A 23,042-nucleotide genomic window follows, 5' to 3' on the forward strand; every position below is an offset into this window, starting at 1 on the left:
CATATTAGTGAACAGGTGTACGCTAAACAAGTCCGATCAGTACTAGACAAACCAGTTTTTAATGCGTCCAACGATTCCAATAGGGTGCTCATGTCTTTCAAAGTTTTCAATACGTTCCGCGATTTTGCTCAGAACGCTTTCTTGTTCATCGTCTCTAAATGGTTTGTTCATAATGAGAGGAATTGCTTCATCTACATTAGACACAGACCAAATATGGAATTCTTCATTCTTAATGCTTTCAATAAGGTCTGGCTTCAGTGCAAGGTGCCTTAAATTTGATCTTGGAAGTATCACACCTTGTTCGCCAGTTAAGCCATTGTGCTTACACACATGGTAAAAGCCTTCGATTTTTTCGTTTAGCCCACCAACCGCTTGTACACGACCAAATTGGTCCACTGCACCAGTAACCGCAATTTGTTGATTGATAGGGTATTCAGACAAAGCACTCACCAAAGAGCAAAGTTCTGCAAGAGAAGCACTATCGCCATCTACTTCGCAATACGATTGCTCAAATACCACAGAAGCGGCATAAGGTAGCGGATCTTCAAGGTTGAGTGCGCTGCTCACAAATGCTTGCATGATCATCATACCTTTAGCATGAAGATTACCACCAAGTTCGGCTTTGCGCTCAACATCGGCAATATCACCATCACCAAAGTGAATAACACAGGAAATTCGTGCAGGTTCACCATACGATATCGGGTGCCCAGGAACATCGATGACTGTTAGGCCATTAACCTGACCAACTTGTTCACCTTCAGTTTCAATAATGACTTGGCCATCTCGAATATCATCAAGAGCGCGTTCTGGTAGGTACGACTCTCGGTTGTATTTGTGTTGTTGAGCTTGTTGGATATGGTGAATATCAATCTCACCATTGTTAGCTTCAATCAAAGCTTCGTTCAATAACGCATTGTGCCAAATAGGGCATAATGGAGTATAGCTTTGATCTTCAGTCTCTCTTGCTCCGGCAGTAAGAATGCCCGTCAACGCTTGTTGCGTGATGGTTGGCAGTTCATAGCGTAGTTGAAGCCACTTAAGGTAACCAAGATATTGAGTCAAATTCTCTTCAGAGATCTTGATATCTTGCTCAATTTCGCTAAATAGGCAAAAACCGGTTTGAATATCGCTGTCTAGATAATCAAGGTCACCTAATTGAGCTCTATCACCAACCACAATCAACTTAATGTTGTAGGTAAGAGGCAAAGTTGGAGATTGGTTCAAGTGCTCAGGGTTGCTACTGATAGGCTCTACGGCTTCACCAAGCAGCGCAGATTTAAGCAGTAACCAGCTTCCTGGGTTTGCTAAGATCAAGTTTGCTGAAACGATCAGATAACCGTTGTTTGCTCTAGCCAGGAGGCCAGGTTTTGTCGCAACAACCTTACCGTCTTTCGATTGAACTTGGTCAAAAAGAGAGGCAGCATTTAAAGATTCAGTTTTTATAACCGGTAGAGTGTGATCATCTAAAGCAGTGACTAGAGATTCAACAATCATTTGACGATAGATCGAATTGTCCGGAGCGTTTACAAGTAAAACACGCGAAAGGTTAGACAAACGGACAAAGCGGGTTAGCGCATCTTTGAATCTATGTTGAATATCTGAAAACGGGAAAGGCGAGATGTCAGGGAATTGCTCTAATTGAGCGCTATATTCGTCGTACTGAGGCGTAACATGTCGCCAATCTACTTGAGTCATTTAAGTTTCTGATTATGATAATGAGGTAGGGAGTATATAGAAAAACCGATCTCGCTTGTAGCTCTATGTGGTAGTTACTAATCACTAAGCTAATATAAGTATGATCTTGGTCTATTCTTTCAAGACAATAATTGTTAAACAGCCCATTTTGGGTTACGCTGTCACTAGGATTAACTCTCGAGATTAGACATGAAATATCAGCAACTTGAAAACTTGGAATGTGGTTGGAAATGGAACTATCTGGTCAAAAAATGGAAAGAAGGTGAATCGATCACTTGCCATATTGATTCAAGTGAAGCTGATGTTGCTGTTCAAGCCTTATTGAAGCTGGAACACCAGCCTACGGGTGTTCTTGAGTGGATCTCTAACAACATGTCTCCTGAGCTCGATAACAAGCTTAAACAAGCGATCAGAGCTAAGCGAAAGCGCCACTTCAATGCTGAACAAGTTCACACCAAGAAGAAATCAATCGACCTTGATTATCGTGTATGGGAAAAACTATCTCAACGAGCGAACGAGCTAGGTTGTACGCTTTCCGACGCCATCGAGTATTTGGTTAGCGAAGCGTCTCGTAGTGAACAGGCCAGCAAGACGGTGACTAGCCTTAAAGAAGACTTAAGCAAACTCCTTTCTGACGATAAATAACCATCAACAGTAGTGGTGACATTATGATGTACGTAATCTTAATCGGTGCGGTATTAGTTTTTTGGTTAGTAGCAGTCGATCGACCGGTGTTGAAAATTAAATTTAGTGACGGGGCGATCGAACAAGTTAAAGGGCATCTTCCACCGAGCTTTAAGCATAACCTTCAAGAGATTGGTCATAACAATACCTTTAAAGGTGAGCTAAAAGTGTATGCAAAACGTTCTGGCTACAATCTCAAGTTCACTAAAGATGTGCCTAAAAACGTACAGCAACGTATTCGTAACGTGTTCCCGCATAATGGTTTTAAGTCTAAAGGCTCAAAGAAAGCGTAATCGTTGAGAGTTACGCGCTAGCTAGTCAATCTTCATACTAAGTTAATCCTTCATTTCTCTTAAATCTCCGCATACTGTTCTCACCCTCAACAAAGAGAGAGCAGTATGAGATACCTAGTATTACTATTATGTTTTTTATCCCCAGTCGCTTTTCCCGACGATGCATTGGTTAATCCTGTAGCCAAAAAGATAAAAGTCACCGTCATGAAAGGGCTCAACAAGAGTAATGTTGATTTCGAGGGTTATTGCGATCTGATGATTGAGATGAAGCACTCTAAAGGTTACGCAAGAATCAAAAAGGTGAGAACGTCTGGAGATAGTAAAGTTTGCAAGCAGGCAAAAAAAAATCTACCGACGAAGAAAAGGTTCAAATACAGCTTTCCAGAAAAGTATATCCGGCTACATATCACACACTAGCCACTCTCAACGCACTATAACTAAATATCCTTAATTTTATTGAAACAATTTCGTGAACCAATCTCTAATTTCTATTAATATTAGTTTTGTTATAAAGGCAGGATATGCCGATACAAGAGCATTTACGGCAAAGGAAAGTCACTGTTGTTGTTAGCAAATAAAAGTTATACCCCTGAAGTCGTTGAGATCTCAAGGAAGGTCTCAATCAATGTTGAAGCTCGCTTTAATCGATGGTTAATCTCACCTGAATATAAGCTCGCACAATCTACAGTAGACACGTTACTAAGTTTGGAAAATAGGTATTGTGATAGCGTCATATTTGATGAATCTGACCGCATATCTCACAACCAACGTATTTTATTGCGCTGCGAGCAGGATAGAGTCAATGCTCATCGCGAGAAAGTCGACGCGAAGCAACAAACCTTACGATACGTTATCGATGATGTCAGCAATGCCGCTTCTGCGCTAATGCTTGAGAAGCTTCAAGGTACCTTAATAAGTTCGTTGTTTTCAGACTTACCCGATTACAATCAATTCGCTAGTGTTGCGTATTCGCCATCTTTAAACTTTTCCAAACTCCATGAAATATCCGCGAAAAGTAGGCCATTGAGCTCAAGTTTAATTGAGTTTGTTTCCAATCAAGAGTTTGCAGATAAATATGGAAAGAAATCTAAGGTGATTCTCGATCCAAAAATTGCAGCACGACAGATAGGTATTGAAAATTGTCGTTTATTGTTCCCTTTGTTAATGAGTCAACAGCTGATCAAGTGGAATGATGGCAATATTAAACACATCACACCTAAGGTTTGGCAGCACTTGGTCGTGACGTCAAATGCGACTCGAATTCGACTTCAAGAAACGTCAGTTAAAGATCCAAACGTAGGAATTTTACTTGGCGTGTTGCGAGTTCTGCCTTTGTTTCTAATTTGTAACCACTTTTCTTCCACGTTTGAAGACGCATTGGTAAAAACGATGCTTGGTTATCGTGAAGCAAGTGACAAACATGACGAATATTATGCTTGTACTGAGGTGATGCCAAATACACAGTTTCTCGAAGCGATGGTCGAGCAGTTAGAGCTTAAACTACTAAAAAACCTCGTTGAATTTATAGATTGGAGCCCTGGAAACCAGTTCATAAAGAGGGCACTTCTAGAGGAAGTGAATGACACTCCTGTACTTGAGCGAACGGTTTATGGGGCAGCTTTGGCTCAAGGTAGGAAGTATTCTGTTTTCGAAGCGTTAGAGAATAGTGAGTTATTTAACGTTAAGCACCGACCTTATTGGTTTTCAACTGTTCAAATGTCTATAGCGACGATTGAGCAGATGCAAGATCAAGTGCCTGGAAAACTGACGACGAACATGTAAAAAGGGAGCCACATTAAATGTGGCTCTCTTTTTTGTTGCACTGTAACGTAATGAAAGCGCCTGTAAATCTTGCTGTATACCGTTTAACAGACCACTTCGAATGTAAACGACTCCTGCTTGGCAATTGCATGCTTAACGGGTATACCAAGGCGCTGGCAAGTCATCAGAACTTTCAACTTCCTGTCGGCAGGAGCGTGCTCTGACAGAATCACCGAGCTTAGGCATTCTCTATTAAGGTAGAGCTTATTACCGATCATTTCCTCATCAGATAGCACCCAACGGTATTCCTTTTCGTAGCACCAATTAGAGTGCTTAACCTTGAACATTTCAGATCCCAATTCAGATCCTTGCAATTCCCCCAACGATACTGAGTGGAACATGCTTGGCTCATCTTCGTATTGGACTTCGAAACAGTTGAGATTGGCCTCACCGTTATAGCAGTTGAGGTCATACTCGATGCACATACCTTTAAAGTTGTCGCCATACTGAGACCATAGTATAGGGTGGTCGCTGGATTGAGAAAAACACATAACCTTGAAATTGTTTTGAAGTTCATTCTTGAATATGTGGTTAGATTCAAAAGGGTTATTGAAAGTTTTAGCATAATCGAACCACAGCGAACACTCGGCAATCGACTGTATGTTTCTATCATGGAGGGATCTGAACTTATAAAGTTTAGGCAACATATCAAACACCTAGTTTACAAAATTGCCTGATGTTAACACTTTAATTCATAGCTGAGACCTGAATGCATAGCATTTGATTGCCTAATCACCAAATATATTCATATAACTGTTTGATAGATCAAAATTTAAACATGAAATAGTAGCCTGTTTAAGTGGTTTATCTGGCAGCTGAGCGACAGTAATCTAACATTCGCTTGTTGAAAATAAGATACAACGTAACTTTTAGTTTGTCTGGGTGAGGTTGGTAAACAGGGACTGCTGAGTTTAATAATCTTCGTGTAAATACCTGAAAGCTATCGGATATATGCTCTAGATCGATTCCAACGACATCCCATAAACTAAGCGTGACATTAAAGTACCCATGTGAAACGCGTACGCATGTTAACGGTTTTAGATGTTAGTACGAACAGTGGCGCCAGAAGAAGAGCCACATGAAAAGTTGGTGACGGTTGTTAAAATAATTCAATTTGATTGGCTACTGATAAAGGTGTCGTTTTGGTGTTATCAATAAAGATGGTCGCCTGTGTGAAATCTGAAAAGAAAACAACAACCAATGCCCACAAGATTCACACACAACACAGCAAAAATGACTACAAACATGAGCATGAATCAGGAAACGAGAAGAGAAAAGCTTTCTGTTGATAAGGTTTGTGTGCACGGAGATCGAATTACGGACGGTACATACGTTGGGTACATATAGCTATTTGTTTTTTGTGATCTTAAAGAGCGCTGCTGCATGCTTAAAAAGACCAATACGTTAGATTAGGCGGATATTTTAAAGTAGTTCAAACCGGACATTAATAAATTGCTCTAACAATCCCACTGCGTATTATGTATATGGGGGTAAAGTTTTGGCGGCCCATTTAGTCGGGCCCGTTTTCCTCTAACACTCTAATAACTCTTTCATTTTTCTGCTTGTTAGGCAGAAGACCAAACACCACATTCTGATCCGTTTCGCCTAACATATCACCGATCTCGAACGCGACGTCCCAATCCATGCCAGAGATGCCTCTTCGCCAGTTGTAGAGCCGTTTGTCACTTACTTTGATTTTTTTAGCCAGTTGATACTCTGAAGGTAGGTCATACTTGGCTTTTACTCTATCTAAAAGTGCATTTGTATAGTTAATAGTGTGCATATGAATTCCCGTCCTTTGAACCGATTAAAAGATAGAACCCTCCGAATTACCATCCCTGACAGGCATTTCCAGTAGGTAAAAATTCGGATAGGGTGAACTTGATCGGGCTAGATATGCGCTAGAAGGACGTATGAAAAATCATGAACCAGACGTGGATGAAACGATAAATGCTGCTGAGCAAGCCGCGAAAGATGGCAAGCTCAGATCGAGTGTCAGATTGTTGATAGTCTCACTCAGACAGATATTAGAACGCCAAAAATCGGCGGTCAAAAATCGTAACAAAGGGGCCTAGCAGGCTTTGATTTGTTATGAACCAATTTCGCCCAAAGAAAGCCTCTCAACACAAACGAAGTGCCCGTCCTTTAGCGGCGCTGAATCGTGGCCGTTGGATAAAACTGCTCGATAACCCATCTCAATACGATTATTTGTTGTCTCCATCTGGCAAGTCCACACAACGCCAATATCTAACTGATGTCGCGCGCGTCATGGATTACCTTGTCAGCGAATTGGAGTTTCGAACCAGTAAAGTCGGTGTGGTCACCGCGAATGGTTTTTTGCTACGTACGTGGGCGAATGTCGCGAGAGGAACCGGATTACCTGAATGGCGAGTTAAACAGTGCGTGAAGTATGCAAAAGATCGTGGGTGGATCACGTCGAAACAACCACGAGAAAACATTAATGGGGATTGGTACGGACTGGCGTCGATAAAGCGTATAACAGACAAGTATTTCCGCGATATTGGTTTGAACTTGGCGTACTTGAACGCAAAACAAGCCGCGACCAAGAACCTAAAGAAATTATCGGCCTCAACCGGCGTTCACCTTCGTTATTTACTCACACCCATCACTTTATTGCGTAAGTTTGCCCGTCGTGCGACTCAAACTAACGCAGTTACTTTCCCTTAAAGTACATAGGCCAAACTGCGCCTCGATCCGTCTAAACCCTCATATTTGACCTATTTTAGCCAATATTGTCCTTAAAATGACCGAGTTTGAATCAGTGGGACTCGAGTTGTGGATAAGCGCGTCAGTAACTCATGTATGGCCGTCATAACTGCTCCATGACGTTATCCCACAAGATCCCAACGCATAGTCTAAAGACTAGTGATCTATCTAAAGATAGATGTAAGGGAGAGTTACTGTTACCCCGTGAAACACGGGGATAACTTTGATAATGATGGCGCTCTACGTGCTCGCAAGCGAGCTGGAGCTTAACGGCGCGAGACATTGAGTAGCATGGCGATAAACACGGTAAACGTTGAACGGCCACCAGCTTTGAGTCGCTACGCGACGGCTTAGCAGGAAAAGAAGTCGGGATCTAACTTGGCTTTTGATAATCAAAACCTATTAGGTTTCTTATTTTGATTGCTATAATCTATTGGTTAACGTCGAGAGACAGGGACACACCAACGTCGTGAGACAGAGGAAAAGACAATGAATCACCATCAACAGACTTACCATCAATTGGTTAGGGATCTGGAGAGCGTACAACAGACGCTCTCTCAGTCGGTACCCGACTGGGACAGTATCTCGGCTTTGAAAAAGCCCTTAGTTGCTATCCAAGCGGCGCAAGAAGCCAGCCACCACATCGCCACGTCGACTCAACTACTCAAAGCACTCATGGAAAACTTCCATCTTAGATTGTGTGAGTTGGAGGCGAAGCATGGCCAGTAAGAATCCAATCAAAGGCTACATTGCGTGCCCAACACACGGGTGCGGTGAAGTGTGCACGATACACGCCGTTGGCGAGCACAAAATCCTTGAAGGAGGCGACCCGCCCAAAAATAAGCGTCGGCTCGGCCAGCTTTATACGATATGTCCACGTTGCAAAACCAACCAAAGTGCAGGCAAACCGTTTCAAGATTGGTTAACAAACCACATGGTTTCCAGTCCAGAAAAAGCCACCACTGGTTATGCATCCAGTGGTGGTAAGTCTAACCCAACGCCATCATCGAAACTCAACGAAACCAAGCCAGATAAGGCTTCTAGCGTGATTGAACCGTCAAAGAGCGTAACCACCGAAACCACAAATCTTCGGTTAGGTTGGTCATTATTGGGATTAATTGGAACGTGTTGCCTCTTGTGGATCGCGTTATCGACCAGAAAAAAATCAGGAATCAGCCATGAACATTGAAACGACAACCACCCATGATGACAACGTCTTGGATGAACGTGATCAACAAGCCTTAGAGGCGGTGAAGGCGTTGAGACAAGAACGTGATCAACAAGCCTTAGAGGCGGTGAAGGCGTTGAGACAAGAACGAGAGCAAACGGAACAATCAGAAGATCCTCAAGAGCCAGAATCAATATCTGAAGGGATCAGCTTCGGTGAAGAAGACGCGCGCATGATGTTGTCGTATGGCTTGGGCGTGGTGGAAATGACCGTCGCCAGTGTGTTCGATGTGCCATTTGAAATTGAAACCCAAGCCGGTAATCAGTGGTTAGACGCCGCTTCGCCAATGCTCCAAAAATACGGCCCCGTAGGATTGAAATGGTTCGGGCAATATCAAGGTGAATTCATCTTTGCCATGGCTTCAATGACCTTGATCGGCGGATGTGCCAAACAAGTGCGTCAATTGAAGCAACCCCAAATGGAGGCAACCGAGCCCGAAACGCCACAGGAGGCTGACGGTGAAGTTACCCAATCCAGTGAACAAGAATAACGCCCACAATGCCGAGCATGTTTGTTATATGGGGACGACGGGCAGCTGTAAAACCACGGCCATTCGCCGGCTTAACTTCATTGAGCGCCAGTCTCAAGTGGTGATGTTTGATCCCTATAGTGAGCATCTTGAGGCGCCACTTAAAGGTGGTCGCGTGCAAGCGTGTTACAGCTTCGATGAGTTCTATCATAAAGCGTGGTTTGCCCGTAAGAAAAAGGCCGCGTTTCGTTTGGCGTTGGTTGAGCAAGACAGGACGCGCGAGAACCTTGAGCAGTTCGCTAATATGGTGTGGTCATTGGGTAATGGCCACCATCCTAAAAAGCTGCATTGCGTGATTGAAGAGTTAGCCAAGTTCACGCATTCACCGTCCAAACTCGATGGCATTGCTGGCGAGTTATGGACCGGTGGGCGCGGATTTGGTTTGGTTATGCATGCAACGTTTCAACGTGGCCAAGAAGTGCCAAAGACTGTGCTTGATGAATCCAAGTATGTGTATGTGGGGGCTGTCAGTTCAAGGCGTAACGCTAAGTACATCTCTGAGTATTTCGACATTCCAATCGACGCCATTCTTTCACTGCAAAGCTGCGTTGACCGTGAGCATTTAGGGCGTAAAAAGTTCGCCGATTACATCCTCAAATCCCCGGGTTTAGGGAAATGGCAGCAAGGTAAAATCTACCCAAACCGATAGAGGTAACCTAATAGGTTAAACCCTTTACCTAACAGGCTTTAGGCACTGGTGATTCTGATATGAAAGAGCCACGTTAACAGCATCAATCATTCCAAAGGAACTCCCATGAGATTGAATGTGAAAAACGTGGCGATTGTCGCCGGAATTGCGGCGGTAACGACGGGTGCAATCGTCTTTGCCGTGAATAATAAAGTCGGTGGCCTAGATAAGTTACTCGGTCGTTCTGGCTGGTTCTAAAGGGGATCACGATGTCAGTCAAACCAATCAAACTCAATTCGATGGTTGGCGCGTCGTGGGGACAGAAAGGCACGTTGCCTATCCCTAATGGCCCGACATACCACGAACTTATTCTCGAAACCAACGCGAGCGCGGCAGATATGTTACGCATCGCGATCACGCTCAATGCTGAAGAGATCTATGTCCTGAGTGGCGAAGAGCTGTTGATGCTAGAGCGTTATAAGCGACGTGATGCCATTGCGGGGCATTTTGTTATCCCGTTCAGTGACATTGTGGCGCGAACAAAAAACGGAGTGCGTTACACCGGTTTAGTGACGGAACTTGGCGATAACATTCACCTCGATATCCAGTTCAAAAGCAAGGCGGCCAATGCCGCAGCATTGTCGATTCAAGTCCATGCATGGGTGAGTAATTCGCAAGCCATGCGTGTGTTGGTTCCAATGATCAAACGCGAAACCATGCCAGCCAATGCTCAAGGTGAGAATGAGTTCACCAACTTGGTGACGAGTCCACTTATCAGCATCAGGCGCATGCATTTTATGCACGACAACATCAGCAAACTCGAGATAGAGCGTGATTTTGTCAAAGAGTACGAAGCCAACACCTTTATTTCAGAGGCCAATGCCAAGCGTAATCAGCGTACGCCACAAGACGGTTATTTCCATTTTGACCCAATTGTTCGTGGGTTCTCTATTGATGAGTTGTTTCCAACGCAACACAGCTCGAATCTCAAGTTTTCTGTCACGACAACGGATGTCCCTGGATCGATACCTATCTTAGTGGAATCGGTAAAAGTCACACGTCCTGAAGTGCTGCAAAGTGGCACGGGATAAGGAACGGCGATGAAAAGCTTCTTTGATGATCTCTTAGAGTTTGGTTCGGGTGCTTTGGATTCTGTAGGGGAAAACGCGTCGTGGCTTTTTCCGAGTAATGACCAATCAACTAACCCAGATAAGACCCAACAACCGAATCATCCTGTCGTCGATGACAGAGGGAACGCCGTGACTACACCTCAAGGGCAACGTCAGGTTGATCAAACCTTGCTGTATGTCGGTGGCGGAATTGGTTTGATGGTGGTTCTGTTATTGGGCGTACTCGCATTTCGAAAATAGGGAGAAGGTCATGCCATTAGTGTTGTGGGTGTTAGGTGGCGTAGGCGCGGGCAGTCTCATCGGGATCAGCGCGAGCAAAGGAATAACCAAAGTGTTGTTTGTGGCGCTCATCATTGCCTCATGGATTTGGTTTAAAGGAGGGCAATGATGCTCGGATCATTAACATCACTGACGGGTGGCGGCGGTTTGCAAGGCGGTATGGCAGGGCCTGCGACCTCTGGAACGGCAGGTAACACTACGAACAACAGTGGATTCGAAGGCGGGCACATCAGCCTCGGTGAATCCAAAGGAATGCCGTGGTGGTTCATTGTATTGATGGCGTTATTTGCCTTGTATGTGCTGTCAAAACGCTAGTTTGCGACCGGCGACATGGCAACAGGTTCATCAACAGTTAAAGCCGGTGCTTCGAGACTACTACGAACAAGCACAAACTGAGGTTGCACAAGGCTTAGAGGCGACGTATCAAATAAGTGACACTGTCATGTTGTTGCGTGGCGAAAGACTTAAAAATAGTACCAAAGAACTGGTTGTTGTCGGTTTGTCGGGTGATATGGCCACCGGCACGTTGGCCGCCGTTGAGCATGCTAAACAGCATGGCTTTGATTCGGTGCGAGCGCATTTTTATCGTGACGGTGCCGAGCGATTCATTGCAAGACGATTGAAATTACCGGTTCACGAAATAGAACGTCACGGTGATGAGCGAGTTTTACAAATAAGGTTAGCGGATATGGGTGGAAGAAGTTCTTCGAGAAGTCGTCAAAGCAGCACCACAACGACCACGAATACCAGCAGCAGTGCCGCGGTGGGTGGCGATAATACCGGCGTGATGATGTCGGGCGTGAGTGACTCGGACATCAATTTGACTATGACCGATCATGGCGCAATGGCCATTGCTGGACGGACTGCAGAAGAAGCGTTTGATTTTGGCACCCAAGCCTTGAGAGTCAATGAATCAGTAGTCGGAGATTCACTGAACATGGTCGATAACACCGTTGATGAAGCATTTGGTTTTGGGGCTTCTGCGCTTGAAGAGCAATCCGAAGTGAGCCAATACGCGATTGATTCAATCAAGTCGATGGCAGGCCAACAAACGGAAACCACCAAAGCGGCGATCGCTTTGGCCGATGGTGCTAAATCGCGGGAACAAACCGGCACCTCAGAATCGGACAATTCAATGTTGAAGAAACTGTCTCTCACAATGGGGATCATCGGCACCATTATCACGATCGGTGTTTTGATGGCAGGGCGCTCATCATGAAACAGACTCACACTCTTAAACCCGATCACACATTAACGTTTAACGCGGGTCAGTCCGGTAAGTACCTTATATTACGCGATACTACACACTCGTTACTGCTGCAGGGCGATACGATACGTCCCGTTGAGATCTTTGGTGGTGACACCGTTGATGTTTCAGCATTAGATAAGCTCGAATTACACAATCATCAAGCCGTAGATGTGACCTTTGAATACCAAGTGTCGGATTTACTGATCATGACCAAGGCTCAGAAAATCAGCGTCAACAATGCGCTGTTAGTCAGTGAAATTGAAAAGCCAATAAACGTTAGAAAACTGCTCGATCCGGTTAAGGTTAGTGACATTGTAACTCCTTTAAAAGTATCGGAAATACAAACACCTACCACGATTAGTCAGATTCAAACACCGGTCAATGTCAATCGAGTGGCCGAGCCGGTCACCGTCGACCAAATCACACAGCCGTTGACCGTTGAACGTATTCAACAACCGGTAAATGTTGAGATCGGAAATGCGTCACTAAACGTGCAAGCGACCATCACCAATAGTGAACTGAAAGTCACGTCAGAGCCGGAACGTGTGACGTTCGCCAGAATTGGCAATGGCACCTTGTTAATGACGGGAGGCTATCAACGCATTCAAGAGAAAAGCGCGAGAAAGGCGCTCATCTTACAAGCTCTGGCCACCAATGAAGGCACAGTCATCGTTCAAGGTTTCTTGGAGTTACGCCCGGGCGGGCATTTGATGCTCAACACCAATCAAGCCGTTAGCTTGAAAGGTACCGCAAGCGACCGCCTTAAAGTAGGAGAAGCGCTATGATGCTGTCATTAACCAATCCTGAGCCTAAGAGCCCTAATGATGATTTGTTGAACGTGGAAGCAAAACACGACAATCAGATGAAATTCATTTTCGGCTCACGTCGAAAGGCGACGTTCCCACTTTCTAGCCATGTCGAATTGCTCGATTTGACCATTAGGCGTTTTAAGCAAGCGCAAGCAACGCCACATAATCAGAGCAGTAGTTCTTCACGGATTTTGGCGAAACCTGGCATCGTTTATATCAGATTTCTCAGGGCTAACAACACGCAAGTGTCTTCTCGTCTCTTGTATCTGTATTTTGCCTCGAATTCCCTTTATGGCTATCCACTGTTTCTTATCAAACCGCAAGCCGCGACCAAGCTTGAGATCACCGTCTCCAACGTAGACGCCAGCGTTACGCTGCATTCGAGACTCCTAGTGAAACCGGAGGACGAATGAGATGGATAGTGTTACTCGCCAGTGGCTTACTGGCTGGAGTGTATCTTATGAATAAGAAAACCATCGATGAGTCGGTCAGCAACTTTGTGTTGTCTGCTCGCAGTGAAGCTCGAATGCTCGGTGTACATAGCGATTTGAAGAAAGTTGTCCGTAGAGCTTTGCAGATCTCACCATACGATTTCGGTATCACGGAAGGGCTACGTACCGCCAAACGCCAATACCAACTCTATCAGGAGGGCTTGAGCCAACTCGACGGCCACAAACGTCCAAGTCGTCATCAATCCGGCCATGCGATTGATTTCGTGGCTTACGATGAAAACAGCAAGGTGACATGGGACTTTAAGTATTACGAAGCGATCAGCAAAGCCTTTAAACAAGCGGCTAGGGAGCTTGAAGTCTCAATAATTTGGGGCGGTGACTGGAAAAGCCTTAGAGATGGTCCACACGTTGAATTGAATCGTTTGGTGTACACATGATTACCGCGTTACTGAATCTTGTGACCGGTGGCGTAGCGACGTATAAGCAGCTTAATCAAAACAAAGCTAAGGCGTTAAAGCGTAAAGATGAACTCGAAAATGAGAAGCATCAGGCGAGGGTGCGTCGATTGCAAAATGGCGAAGAGCAGGCCAGTAACCTTGATGACATCAGCATTCGAGATAGGGGGGTTAAGGATGAATTTATCCTGTTAGTCGTCTTCGTACCTCTCATCTTGTCTTTCATTCCTAATTACGCGCCATACGTCGAACAAGGCTTCAATGCACTACAGAACATCCCTAACCCTTATTGGTTTGTCGTCGGTGCCGTTGTTGTCGATACGCTAGGCATGCGTGCCATGGTGCGATACCTACTTGAATACTACGCATCACGATGGAAAACGAAGTGATGGCGTATCTCGAGGCGTTAATCATTGCACTAATTACAGGTGGAGTCTCAAGCCTTGGCACGATTGCAGCTTTGAAAACGGACATCAACTGGATAAAACGAGTACAACAAGACCAAGAGCAACGGATACGAAAATTAGAGGACCCCAATGGCTAAGAAAGGTTACACGCTCAAGAACGGGTGAGTGGTTAGGGCGAATACCACACGAAAACGTTACAAGAAACGCCGATAAAGCAACCAATACTAAGAGCTACTTTTTATCAAAGTAGCTTATTTTACATCCTATATATAAGGGATTAGGCGCTTAGCGTTTAGTTTTACAGCTAATGATTTAAATCACTGTTATAGATGAGGTTTATGGTTATAATCATTTACCATGAATCGGACTGAGTAGAAAGATAATGCATTTCAATGCGAATCATTCTGTTTAATTTTTGTTAATAGGTTATGGGGGCACCCTACACCTAAAGTATCAATACAGGAAAGTACTAAAATGAAAATAATATCGGTTTTCAATAACAAAGGTGGAGTAGGAAAAACAACTTTAACTTACCATGTTGCTAATGCTCTGTCAGAGATGGGAAAAAAAGTATTAGTCATTGATGCAGACCCGCAATGTAACCTTACTATCTATTCATTGAAACAGGACTACATCCACGACCTTTGGGCAACAGAAGATTCTTTCATTGATGAGGGGTTTGAAGCTTCGAAAGGTAAGTTACCAGAGAGTGACTACGAAAAAATCATTGATTCGCCAAGAAGTATTCATTTTCTCTTAAAACCAACAGAGGAAGGTACTGGCGATCATGAGAGGTTGCCTCCTCCAATCGCTCTAAACGAAAATCTACATATCATCCCAGGACGATTAACACTTCACTTGTATGAAGAAAAAGTTGCTAGTAGATGGACTGATATATACAGAGGTGAGCCCTTAGCGATTAGAACTATTACCAAAATTAGAACCTTAGCAGAACAGTATGCTGAACTTTATGAATATGATTATGTAATTATAGATACATCACCTAGTTTAGGTTCACTAAATAAGGTAATCATTTCCACTGTAGATGGTTTTTTTGTACCAGCATCTCCTGACTTATTCAGTCTATATGGTATAAAAAACATTGGCAAAGCTCTTAGTTCATGGAAGGCGGAGTTTGATGTTATTTACAAATTGATATCAGATGAAAAAAGACATGTATTCCCTGATAACTTTGTAACTTTCCTTGGTTATACAATATATAACGCTAAAAAGTATACGGGATATAATGAATGGGATTTAGCTAAAGCTCACCTCAACTACGCAAATAAAATACCAGCTACAATTGAACAAAATATCCAACCTGAAATGAGGTCACATCTAACCCAAGAATTAATGGAATCACCAATAGGTTTGACTTCAGTGATGCATACGCATAATACATTCCCTTCCATGGCTCAACATTATAATAGACCTATGTGGGTTGTACCTGACTTGCCTAATTTAGATAAAGAACACGTAAGTACTTTGGGTGGTTCTGGGAACAAATATAGGGAGACAAGACAAGGTTACATTAGTTTCTGTGACGATTTACTCTCACGAATAGATCTACTGGGGTAATGAAATGAGCATGGAAGATATAAACAAAATCGTTGAAACGTATGAAAATGAAAAGCACTACTTTGAGCGTTTTATGAATGGTGTTGTTGATACATTTACATTAGAGCCAAAACTCAATGAATACGGTAACCCGATTATTTACACAATTAAAAGTAGATTGAAAGATCCTGACCATCTCCGAGATAAAATTACGAGAAAATGGGATGATGAAGACCCTCTTACACCAGATAATGTATTTGAAAGGATTACTGATTTAGCAGGGGTTAGAGTGCTCCACCTGTATCAAGACCAATTCGAAATTTTACATGAGCATATTCAAAAACAAGTGGATAGTGGAGACTGGTTTTTAAAAGAGAGTCCTGTAGCTTATTCATGGGATCCAGAATCCACAAGCTATTTTCAAGATCTTGGTTTAGATCCTAAAATCAAAGACTCTTATTACACCAGTATTCATTATGTGATTATGCCTAAGGAAAACTCGAATATTTGTTGTGAAATACAAGTCAGAACTCTTTTCGAAGAAATTTGGGGGGAAATTGACCATACAATTAACTACCCACACCCGACAGAAAATGTTTCATGCAAAGAACAGTTAAGAGTTTTATCTAAATTGGTTTCTACTGGCACAAGATTAGCTGATTCTATATTTAGAACACACAACCAATAAGGTTTATTAAAAATAATTAAATAGGGAATGATAGTGGATAAGCTCTTTTAAATTATATTTAACTGTCATTTCCGTTTAATAAACCGTTGGTTTTTATAAGGGAATTTTCTAAACTGAAAATATTAAATAAATAACAAGGTTAGATTTTTTACATTGCTTCTAGTTTAGAAAATTTTTAACAAAGATATGTAAATTAGAAATACGGAGTAAAATATGGCACTTAGTAACGAATGGGAATATATGCACCTGACTCCAATCGGTTGGGTTCAAGGTAGTACAAAGCTAGACTTTCAAGGTAAAAAAGATGTTCCTGTGCCAGATGATGCTGTTTTTAGCGTTTATCGAAAAGTGTATGTTGGCGCTATCGGTGCGAAACCAGATATTACAGAAGAGACAAAAAATATTTCCAATGATTTACAGTTAATTGAAAAAATGTTAAAAAAATTCGGTGAGCCTAAATTTAGTGTATAAGTGCCTAATTTATTTAAAGAGGTCATTATGATTAAATCTAGCATTGGGGTTTTATTACTCGTAATAGCTATAATTTTTTCTTGGCTTAAATATCCAGAGTTAGTTCAATTAGCTTTTCAAACTAGCGTAGACAGTAATGAAAAGCGAGCATTATTTGGTGATTCTTATGGTTCCCTTAATACCTTATTTTCAGGGTTAGCCTTTGCCGGAATTATAGTATCAATATTTCTTCAATCACAAGAACTGAGATCAACTCGAGCTGAAATAAGAGCACAGAAAGATGAGTTTCAACTGCAAACTAAAGCTATGGATAAGCAAGTCTTTGAAACAACCTTTTTTCAGTTACTTTTACTCCATAACGAAATAATACAAGCTCTCAATATTGAGAGGGGTTTTGGGTCTAGTAAGGCTCCCGTTCATGGGAGGGACGTATTTTCGACTCTTTATCAAGAGAGGTTCGTCAATGGCACTTTTTTGCATGAGTTTAAACACCTGCCTGGTAGTGACGAAAGCTTGTACTCTAATGATATTAATGGGCATTATCTTAAATTCCATAAGGTTTATGGTCACATGGTCGGGCATTACTTTCGAAATATTTATCAAATTCTAAAGTATGTTGACTCATCTAAAGTTGAAGATAAAAAGTTTTATTCGAACTTACTGCGAGCCCAACTTTCAGACTATGAACTTGGTTTATTGTTTTATAATTGCCTAAGCGACTTGGGGAATGAGATGTTTAAACCTCTTATTGAAAAGTACGAATTTTTTGAACATTTACACCAACTCGAAGGAATTGAAAATTGTGAAATCGGTGAATATAAAAAAGGAGCATTTGGTAAAACGAACGCGCATATGATTAAAGTGTGTGTCCAAAATACGCGATAAACTAAAAGTGGGATAGGAGAGTCATACCTTTTTCTCGGTACCTTACAATAGGAATTCATTACCATGATTTGGCATTTTGGGTTCTTATTATGCGGATGGTAATTCCCTAAGGTCTGCGTGAAGTGTTACTTGAATTTGGCAGGCACCCAAGGCTTCGCTGGCATGCGGCGGCCGCCACGAAATGGCAACGGATGCTCCTTAGGTGGGTAAAACTTTGGGGAATCAATTCGACCGTGGCGTTCGACGAGCTGACGATGTTCATCGCGCCAATACGCAAAACTGAGCAATTCTTTCGGATTAAACTCGCGTCGTTCTGGCGTGATCAAAGTGGCACGGTCAAAGTGTATCTTAAATCCATTCCAACGATGATCTAAGGGCAAATAACCGCGAGCGTGGATGTTCATCAATTTTTCGGCCATCGGGTTCACAGGGACTTCACCTGAGAGCCAGCGTTGGACCGTGATCGGTTGAACGTGAAAAAAGGCCGCGGCGTCGTGGATATCATCAAAGTGATGATGCACGAGATCCGCAAAGTGTGGCGTGAGCATGTGATCTCCTTCAAAAATTAAGATAAGCGTGCAAAGTTTTTTTCCTCCTCATAAAGTGTGTTTGTAGTAGAAAGTCTCTGGAAACGGCGACACGTCAGCGTAAGAATCAGAGACACGAAAACCAAGTATAGCCAACAATATCAAACTCAACGCGCATAAACGTGCAGACAAATTCCATAAAACCAACGACATTAAGGACTTAATTCGGCGTGGTGTGCAAAATCCACAAGGACTAAGGTACTGAAACCTCTCAGATTTCACGTGCCATCACTGCGTATTATGTCTGATTATGTTTAATGGTGCATATCTTATAAAATCAGTGCAACCTCTTGTATTTAGAGGTTTTATCATTGAAGTATCGCGAAATGAGTAAGAATTACATTTTTCGAGAGTTAGAGTGCCAAATGACGAAGGAAGAGGTTGCTGAACTGTGTTTTAAAACTGTGAGAACAGTCACAGGTTGGGATGAGGGAAAACCAATACCTCCCGAATGCAAAAGACTTATGCGGATGGCCAAAGGTAGAGAACTTAGCATTAGTGAAGATTGGGTGCAGTTCAAAATGTTATACGACAGAATGGAGCTGCCGACAGGCCAAGTGGTTAGGCCGCAACAAATATTGGCAGGAATTGCACTATTGGGGATTCAATCTGAGTTAGAAATTAAGACTTCAACACATTTACTGGGTCTTGCTAGAGCGATAGCGAGTATCAAGAAATAGGATTAGAAAAGTATGGTTTTCTCAAGGCCAATTCAAAGCCTAGTTACCTTAGTGCGCACGAAGTAATCTTTGTTGATAAGGTTGTTTTGACTGGAGTGAAGACACGTCCTGTTTAGATGTCCAGTCCTCCTTTTTGGTCATATCAAGGAGAAGGAAGCCGAACCTATATCGAGTGGGTTCGGCTTTTTTATATACAGGTTGATCTAAAGCCAATTCAAAACTTAACCTTTGTTGTCTGGCTTTGTTGATGTTGATGGAGTGTCGCTAGTATTTTGTTTCGGCGAATGTATTTTACTGAGAGTCTTTGATAACAAAGCGACATCTTTAATTTGCTGCACCATATCAGGAACATTACTAACGTCCGCTTTTCCATCAGCTGGGCCATAAAAGGTTTTAACCAAATCTTGCTTTATAGTCGTTTTAACTTCTGCTGGGACATCTTCCAAGAACGCACCAATTGAGCCTAACTGCACGCCTCTGTTTCTATAAACAAGTTCTTGTTTTCGATGGTAAGCTGACTCTTTGAGCAAATAAACGGATGGCGAACTAAACAAGATGATGGTTAAGAACCTAATCAAATATCCTGAGACATCACTAGGTAGGGTGACAATCGCAGAGTAAGCACCCTCCTGATGTTCAATTGATACGAAAAACAGTACAAATGCTAATAACGGTAACAGCATCGAACTTAAACCGTAACGGCGAAGGCTATCTGCCTGTTGCCTCTGATAGTCTGCATTGGATATATCGGATTTTGCTCGTCTAAACTCGCTTAATGAGCCTAGTACTTGAGTGAGTTTATTTTTTTGATTAGCAAAACTTTTAACTTCAACTTTAATTGCCTTCTCTAGTTCAGAGTTTAAGCTTACGACTCTCGCGTCTAATGAGTCTTGTATATCAGTGATTTCATTTACTAATTTGTCCTCAAGTGAACGTATGGCTTGTCCTAATTTTGAGGTTTCTGAACTGACTTCTTGCTCAAATGAATCAAGTAACTTTTCTTTATTAGCGTCTAGTTCTAATTTTGCGGAGTTTCTTAACTCGGTTAGTTCTTTAGAAGCTTCAAGAGCTGCGCTCTTAATTAAGTTGATGTTGTTTAATTCAACTTGTTTTAGCGTAGTTGACAATTCATTCTGCTCATCGTTAATTTCTTTGAGTGAATGAGTTAGAAGCGTAACCTCATCGTGCATTTTCTTTATCGCTGGCGGTGTGAGGTTAACCATGTAGGGCTTAATATCGTTTTTGTATTCTTCAAGTCTGTCTTTAAAAGACTCCCAAACGTCCTCAGGAATACCTAAATCTGAAATCTTCATTCCATCCCGAAGGTTGAAAGGAACCCATACCGACAGATTCATTAGTTTGGTATCTACTTTTTGCAAGTGGAAAAACTCATCTGCGTAAGAAAGCTTTGGATAGGCTTCAATGAAAGCTTTTAACTCATTAAGTAGGCTAGCTAGGTCAATTCTAAGTTTTTTTAATTGCTTAGTCTCACCTTTAGGTATCTCAAATGTTTCTAAATAAGATACGAATTTTTGACTACTTAATGAAATTTCATATCCAGACTTTACCGCTTTTGTTTGGGTCATGCAGAGCTATACCAATAGTAAGAATAATATTCGTGTAGTTTATATTCAATTGAGTATATAACAATGAAAATGTTATATGAGGTTGATTAATAGCAATAAATTTAGCATTAAAACGAAAAGTGGTTAGGTCATGAGTACCGTGAAGGTTGATAGTTTGGTCGAATTTACCCCCGTGATACAACACGGGGGTTGGCTTCCTCCCGCCGCGCTCGTCCTCCTCAGTCTTCGTCGTCCTCACTTGTTGTCCGTCAGCACTGAAAAGAGATCCTTTTCGACACTCAAATGATCTTAAAGAAAGCCAGTGAACACAAAAAAGCCTTACCGATGTGGTAAGGCCTTAAAGAGCGATTCTGGCAGGATGAGGGAGGGTGCTACTTAGATTGGCATTGGCAGTTAGAAACACTCGCCAGATAAGACATACGGACTAATAACCTCTACGGTGTGGCTCGGTGCCTCGTTCGCGCTTCGCACTCTCTTATCCCTGCGGGGCTAGTTAGAACAAACTTACATCAGCTCGACTCACTTCTGGCAAAGTGGCCGCGGCAGCTGCGTAAGGCTTACATGTTATCAACTTCGACAGCTGGCCTCTGTTCAGCTTCAACAAGCAATCATCAATCCGGTCAAACGTAATGTCATAAGCTTTTAGAAAGTGTTCGTTTACCGAGTAGAAACCATCGAGCGCTTCCACCTCGATGCTAACGTGACGTTCGATAGAGCCATTTTTAATAGCGAAGTTCACACCCGTTACAAACGCTTTCTTGATTCCCTCAAAAGGAAGCACCTCAGCTATAGGAACATGAGAAAGGCTATCTTTGTCAGTGCCTTTACTGCTATCCCCACTAGAAGATACATCCCCAGAAGTTTCACTATTTTTTCTAGGTAGTGTTTCACTTTGCTTAGGAACGGCAGTTGAAGACGTTGCTTGTCCCGCTTCCTCCACCGTCTCAGTAGTTTCAAAATAACGATTGGATAAGTCATAGATTATGTACCCGAAACAGAATATGGATAAAAGGAAAACCAAAATAGCTTTAGGGCTACGAAAAAGCGTATTCATAGCGAGTTGTTGTTTGGCGCTGCCTGTCCCCGTAGATTTGTAAAGTAGGAAAGAGTCTAGAGGGATTTTTTGGTTGGTTAAGTTAACGTCTTTCTTTTTGGGAATGACCGGTGTTGATACCGATTTGTCATGCTTCAAGATATAGGGATTTCGTTTCGTCCAGAAAAACTGATCGCGTCCCTTATGAAAGAAGTTTTGGTTTGCACATGCCTTGATTCCTGAATCGATTTGCTTCCAGTCAGGTGAAAGCAACTCGATATCCCAATCATACTTTCGGTGCCTCATGAATCCTTCATTGAAGCTGTGAGGATAGATAATTCTGCCTTCAGAATCGTACTCAGCAATTCCTCTATCATCGATTTCAGAATCTTGTAACTCGTCCATGTTCGCAGGGGTGTAACGAGAGTTAAAAAAGCGTTCGTAGTCTTTAGGTAATAAACCGTCACGAGGCGATTGGGTGATGAAGTCAGACAAAGGTTTGTACTTCACTTTGCGTATATCGAAGCCAACGTTTTTAGAGAAGATATCCTGACATTCATCAATAACAATCAGAGCGCCAATAGGGCACCAACAGAAAAAGTGCGTCCATAGGTGAACGCCAGATTCGTCCCTAGAGCTAATACGAAAGAGTTTAGCGGTGCTAGGAAACTGGATATTAAATCGTTCTTCAATGACGTTTAAGGGCTGCATACCCTCGATGTTAGTTACAACTGTTCTACCTGCTTTTAGAGCTTGATAGATAGAGAAGTAAGCCGTGTATGCAGATTTGTAAGAGCCGTTAGCCCCCGTTCTTATGGTAATAGCCATTATCTAGAGAGCCTCATTACTAAAGCGGTAGTGAAGAAGTTAGCCCAGACGGCAAGGCCTTGAGGGACGCCAAACTTAAACGCATAGAATCGCAACTCGTCAGGCAAAGCATTAAAAGCTTTGGACAAAATGTCGTTAAAGCCGATCTCTTTTAAGAGGATTTGAGCCGAGTTGTAAGAGAGCTTGATAAACTCCAATTCCGCTTTTAACTTCATCTTAATCATGAAAATCTGAATGTATGAAAAGAGGTCTAGCGTCATTTGGGGGATAGCTTTAAAGAAGTCAGTGATGAATGACATCTGTAAGCTAATCCAATCAATAAAAGAGTAGATGTAATCCAT

32 protein-coding genes are annotated in these 23,042 nt (G+C 42.5%); 25 read left to right on the forward strand and 7 right to left on the reverse strand.

Annotated elements, in window-relative coordinates; all coding sequences use genetic code 11:
• Positions 1 to 42: 42 nt before the first annotated feature.
• Entirely contained in the window at positions 43 to 1,695 is a 1,653-nt protein-coding gene (locus tag BCV39_RS10850; protein WP_048660791.1) for a Lon protease family protein, read from the reverse strand.
• Positions 1,696 to 1,884: 189 nt separating this feature from the next.
• On the opposite strand from BCV39_RS10850, the gene matP reads away from it, so the two are divergent.
• From matP to BCV39_RS10870, 4 genes are all read left to right on the forward strand, one after another.
• The gene (matP, locus tag BCV39_RS10855; RefSeq protein ID WP_010440786.1) at positions 1,885 to 2,340 is read left to right on the forward strand and encodes a macrodomain Ter protein MatP; all 456 of its coding nucleotides are present in this window, start codon (positions 1,885 to 1,887) and stop codon (positions 2,338 to 2,340) included.
• A 23-nt stretch (positions 2,341 to 2,363) separates the two neighbouring features.
• Entirely contained in the window at positions 2,364 to 2,672 is a 309-nt protein-coding gene (locus tag BCV39_RS10860) for a DUF3634 family protein (protein ID WP_017059672.1), read from the forward strand.
• A 105-nt stretch (positions 2,673 to 2,777) separates the two neighbouring features.
• Positions 2,778 to 3,089, forward strand: a complete 312-nt coding sequence (locus BCV39_RS23355) for a hypothetical protein (RefSeq protein WP_055318438.1) — start codon at positions 2,778 to 2,780, stop codon at positions 3,087 to 3,089.
• A gap of 144 nt (positions 3,090 to 3,233) precedes the next feature.
• Positions 3,234 to 4,454, forward strand: a complete 1,221-nt coding sequence (locus tag BCV39_RS10870; protein WP_048661960.1) for a hypothetical protein — start codon at positions 3,234 to 3,236, stop codon at positions 4,452 to 4,454.
• A gap of 83 nt (positions 4,455 to 4,537) precedes the next feature.
• On the opposite strand, the gene BCV39_RS10875 is transcribed toward BCV39_RS10870, so the two are convergent.
• Entirely contained in the window at positions 4,538 to 5,140 is a 603-nt protein-coding gene (locus tag BCV39_RS10875) for a DUF2971 domain-containing protein (protein WP_102432707.1), read from the reverse strand.
• Between the two features lie 863 nt (positions 5,141 to 6,003).
• Positions 6,004 to 6,276 carry a hypothetical protein gene (locus BCV39_RS10880; protein ID WP_048668531.1) on the reverse strand — a complete coding sequence of 91 codons (273 nt, stop codon included), beginning with the start codon at positions 6,274 to 6,276 and terminating at the stop codon, positions 6,004 to 6,006.
• Positions 6,277 to 6,406: 130 nt separating this feature from the next.
• Between BCV39_RS10880 and BCV39_RS23270 the strand changes: the two genes are divergently transcribed.
• The 20 genes from BCV39_RS23270 to BCV39_RS10965 all read left to right on the forward strand — a co-directional run bounded on the left by BCV39_RS23270 (position 6,407) and on the right by BCV39_RS10965 (position 17,987).
• Positions 6,407 to 6,568 carry a hypothetical protein gene (locus BCV39_RS23270; RefSeq protein WP_170960648.1) on the forward strand — a complete coding sequence of 54 codons (162 nt, stop codon included), beginning with the start codon at positions 6,407 to 6,409 and terminating at the stop codon, positions 6,566 to 6,568.
• A 16-nt stretch (positions 6,569 to 6,584) separates the two neighbouring features.
• Positions 6,585 to 7,181, forward strand: a complete 597-nt coding sequence (locus tag BCV39_RS10885; protein ID WP_102362167.1) for a hypothetical protein — start codon at positions 6,585 to 6,587, stop codon at positions 7,179 to 7,181.
• 528 nt (positions 7,182 to 7,709) lie between these two features.
• The gene (locus BCV39_RS10890; RefSeq protein ID WP_102432706.1) at positions 7,710 to 7,949 is read left to right on the forward strand and encodes a hypothetical protein; all 240 of its coding nucleotides are present in this window, start codon (positions 7,710 to 7,712) and stop codon (positions 7,947 to 7,949) included.
• A gap of 449 nt (positions 7,950 to 8,398) precedes the next feature.
• Positions 8,399 to 8,938 carry a hypothetical protein gene (locus BCV39_RS10900; protein ID WP_102432704.1) on the forward strand — a complete coding sequence of 180 codons (540 nt, stop codon included), beginning with the start codon at positions 8,399 to 8,401 and terminating at the stop codon, positions 8,936 to 8,938.
• Complete coding sequence (locus BCV39_RS10905) at positions 8,907 to 9,626, forward strand: hypothetical protein (RefSeq protein WP_241902312.1); 720 nt, start codon at positions 8,907 to 8,909, stop codon at positions 9,624 to 9,626. Before BCV39_RS10900 ends, BCV39_RS10905 begins: the two co-directional genes overlap by 32 nt.
• Positions 9,627 to 9,731: 105 nt before the next feature.
• Positions 9,732 to 9,863 carry a hypothetical protein gene (locus BCV39_RS23430; RefSeq protein ID WP_016787086.1) on the forward strand — a complete coding sequence of 44 codons (132 nt, stop codon included), beginning with the start codon at positions 9,732 to 9,734 and terminating at the stop codon, positions 9,861 to 9,863.
• Positions 9,864 to 9,874: 11 nt separating this feature from the next.
• Positions 9,875 to 10,696, forward strand: coding sequence for a major capsid protein P2 (locus BCV39_RS10910; protein ID WP_048668537.1), 822 nt, complete (start codon positions 9,875 to 9,877; stop codon positions 10,694 to 10,696).
• Between the two features lie 9 nt (positions 10,697 to 10,705).
• Positions 10,706 to 10,975: a hypothetical protein gene (locus BCV39_RS10915; RefSeq protein WP_048668538.1), complete on the forward strand. Its 270-nt coding sequence runs from the start codon at positions 10,706 to 10,708 to the stop codon at positions 10,973 to 10,975.
• Positions 10,976 to 10,985: 10 nt separating this feature from the next.
• The gene (locus BCV39_RS23155) at positions 10,986 to 11,123 is read left to right on the forward strand and encodes a hypothetical protein (RefSeq protein WP_170960649.1); all 138 of its coding nucleotides are present in this window, start codon (positions 10,986 to 10,988) and stop codon (positions 11,121 to 11,123) included.
• Entirely contained in the window at positions 11,123 to 11,329 is a 207-nt protein-coding gene (locus tag BCV39_RS10920; RefSeq protein ID WP_102432703.1) for a hypothetical protein, read from the forward strand. Before BCV39_RS23155 ends, BCV39_RS10920 begins: the two co-directional genes overlap by 1 nt.
• Before the next feature lies 1 nt (position 11,330).
• The gene (locus BCV39_RS10925; protein WP_241904585.1) at positions 11,331 to 12,233 is read left to right on the forward strand and encodes a hypothetical protein; all 903 of its coding nucleotides are present in this window, start codon (positions 11,331 to 11,333) and stop codon (positions 12,231 to 12,233) included.
• Entirely contained in the window at positions 12,230 to 13,048 is an 819-nt protein-coding gene (locus tag BCV39_RS10930; RefSeq protein WP_102432701.1) for a hypothetical protein, read from the forward strand. Before BCV39_RS10925 ends, BCV39_RS10930 begins: the two co-directional genes overlap by 4 nt.
• On the forward strand, positions 13,045 to 13,485 hold the full coding sequence (locus BCV39_RS10935; protein ID WP_102432700.1) for a hypothetical protein: 441 nt from the start codon (positions 13,045 to 13,047) through the stop codon (positions 13,483 to 13,485). Before BCV39_RS10930 ends, BCV39_RS10935 begins: the two co-directional genes overlap by 4 nt.
• Before the next feature lie 47 nt (positions 13,486 to 13,532).
• The gene (locus BCV39_RS10940; protein ID WP_102432699.1) at positions 13,533 to 13,961 is read left to right on the forward strand and encodes a M15 family metallopeptidase; all 429 of its coding nucleotides are present in this window, start codon (positions 13,533 to 13,535) and stop codon (positions 13,959 to 13,961) included.
• Complete coding sequence (locus tag BCV39_RS10945; protein WP_102432698.1) at positions 13,958 to 14,368, forward strand: hypothetical protein; 411 nt, start codon at positions 13,958 to 13,960, stop codon at positions 14,366 to 14,368. Before BCV39_RS10940 ends, BCV39_RS10945 begins: the two co-directional genes overlap by 4 nt.
• A complete protein-coding gene (locus tag BCV39_RS23160; RefSeq protein ID WP_165887217.1) occupies positions 14,368 to 14,523 on the forward strand; it encodes a hypothetical protein in 156 nt (51 codons plus the stop codon). The genes BCV39_RS10945 and BCV39_RS23160 overlap by 1 nt, the downstream gene beginning before the upstream one ends.
• Before the next feature lie 337 nt (positions 14,524 to 14,860).
• Positions 14,861 to 15,964, forward strand: coding sequence for an AAA family ATPase (locus tag BCV39_RS10950; protein WP_102432697.1), 1,104 nt, complete (start codon positions 14,861 to 14,863; stop codon positions 15,962 to 15,964).
• A 10-nt stretch (positions 15,965 to 15,974) separates the two neighbouring features.
• Positions 15,975 to 16,631, forward strand: a complete 657-nt coding sequence (locus BCV39_RS10955) for a RelA/SpoT domain-containing protein (RefSeq protein WP_102432696.1) — start codon at positions 15,975 to 15,977, stop codon at positions 16,629 to 16,631.
• Between the two features lie 213 nt (positions 16,632 to 16,844).
• Positions 16,845 to 17,102 (forward strand): translation initiation factor 1, encoded by a 258-nt coding sequence (locus BCV39_RS10960; RefSeq protein ID WP_102431910.1) that lies wholly within the window; start codon positions 16,845 to 16,847, stop codon positions 17,100 to 17,102.
• 27 nt (positions 17,103 to 17,129) lie between these two features.
• A complete protein-coding gene (locus BCV39_RS10965; RefSeq protein ID WP_102431911.1) occupies positions 17,130 to 17,987 on the forward strand; it encodes a putative phage abortive infection protein in 858 nt (285 codons plus the stop codon).
• A gap of 125 nt (positions 17,988 to 18,112) precedes the next feature.
• On the opposite strand, the gene BCV39_RS10970 is transcribed toward BCV39_RS10965, so the two are convergent.
• Positions 18,113 to 18,535 (reverse strand): phage protein, encoded by a 423-nt coding sequence (locus BCV39_RS10970; RefSeq protein ID WP_102431912.1) that lies wholly within the window; start codon positions 18,533 to 18,535, stop codon positions 18,113 to 18,115.
• Positions 18,536 to 18,885: 350 nt separating this feature from the next.
• Between BCV39_RS10970 and BCV39_RS10975 the strand changes: the two genes are divergently transcribed.
• Complete coding sequence (locus tag BCV39_RS10975) at positions 18,886 to 19,254, forward strand: phage protein (RefSeq protein WP_016793470.1); 369 nt, start codon at positions 18,886 to 18,888, stop codon at positions 19,252 to 19,254.
• A gap of 221 nt (positions 19,255 to 19,475) precedes the next feature.
• Here BCV39_RS10975 and BCV39_RS10980 read toward each other — a convergent pair whose 3' ends face one another.
• From BCV39_RS10980 to BCV39_RS10995, 3 genes are all read right to left on the reverse strand, one after another.
• Complete coding sequence (locus BCV39_RS10980; protein ID WP_017070461.1) at positions 19,476 to 20,840, reverse strand: hypothetical protein; 1,365 nt, start codon at positions 20,838 to 20,840, stop codon at positions 19,476 to 19,478.
• A gap of 493 nt (positions 20,841 to 21,333) precedes the next feature.
• Positions 21,334 to 22,701, reverse strand: a complete 1,368-nt coding sequence (locus BCV39_RS10990) for a zonular occludens toxin domain-containing protein (RefSeq protein WP_102431914.1) — start codon at positions 22,699 to 22,701, stop codon at positions 21,334 to 21,336.
• The gene (locus tag BCV39_RS10995) at positions 22,701 to 23,042 is read right to left on the reverse strand and encodes a hypothetical protein (protein WP_055319869.1); all 342 of its coding nucleotides are present in this window, start codon (positions 23,040 to 23,042) and stop codon (positions 22,701 to 22,703) included. The genes BCV39_RS10990 and BCV39_RS10995 overlap by 1 nt, the downstream gene beginning before the upstream one ends.

It is taken from the genome of Vibrio sp. 10N.286.55.E10, from assembly GCF_002872555.1.
Classification (GTDB): Bacteria; Pseudomonadota; Gammaproteobacteria; order Enterobacterales; family Vibrionaceae; genus Vibrio; species Vibrio crassostreae.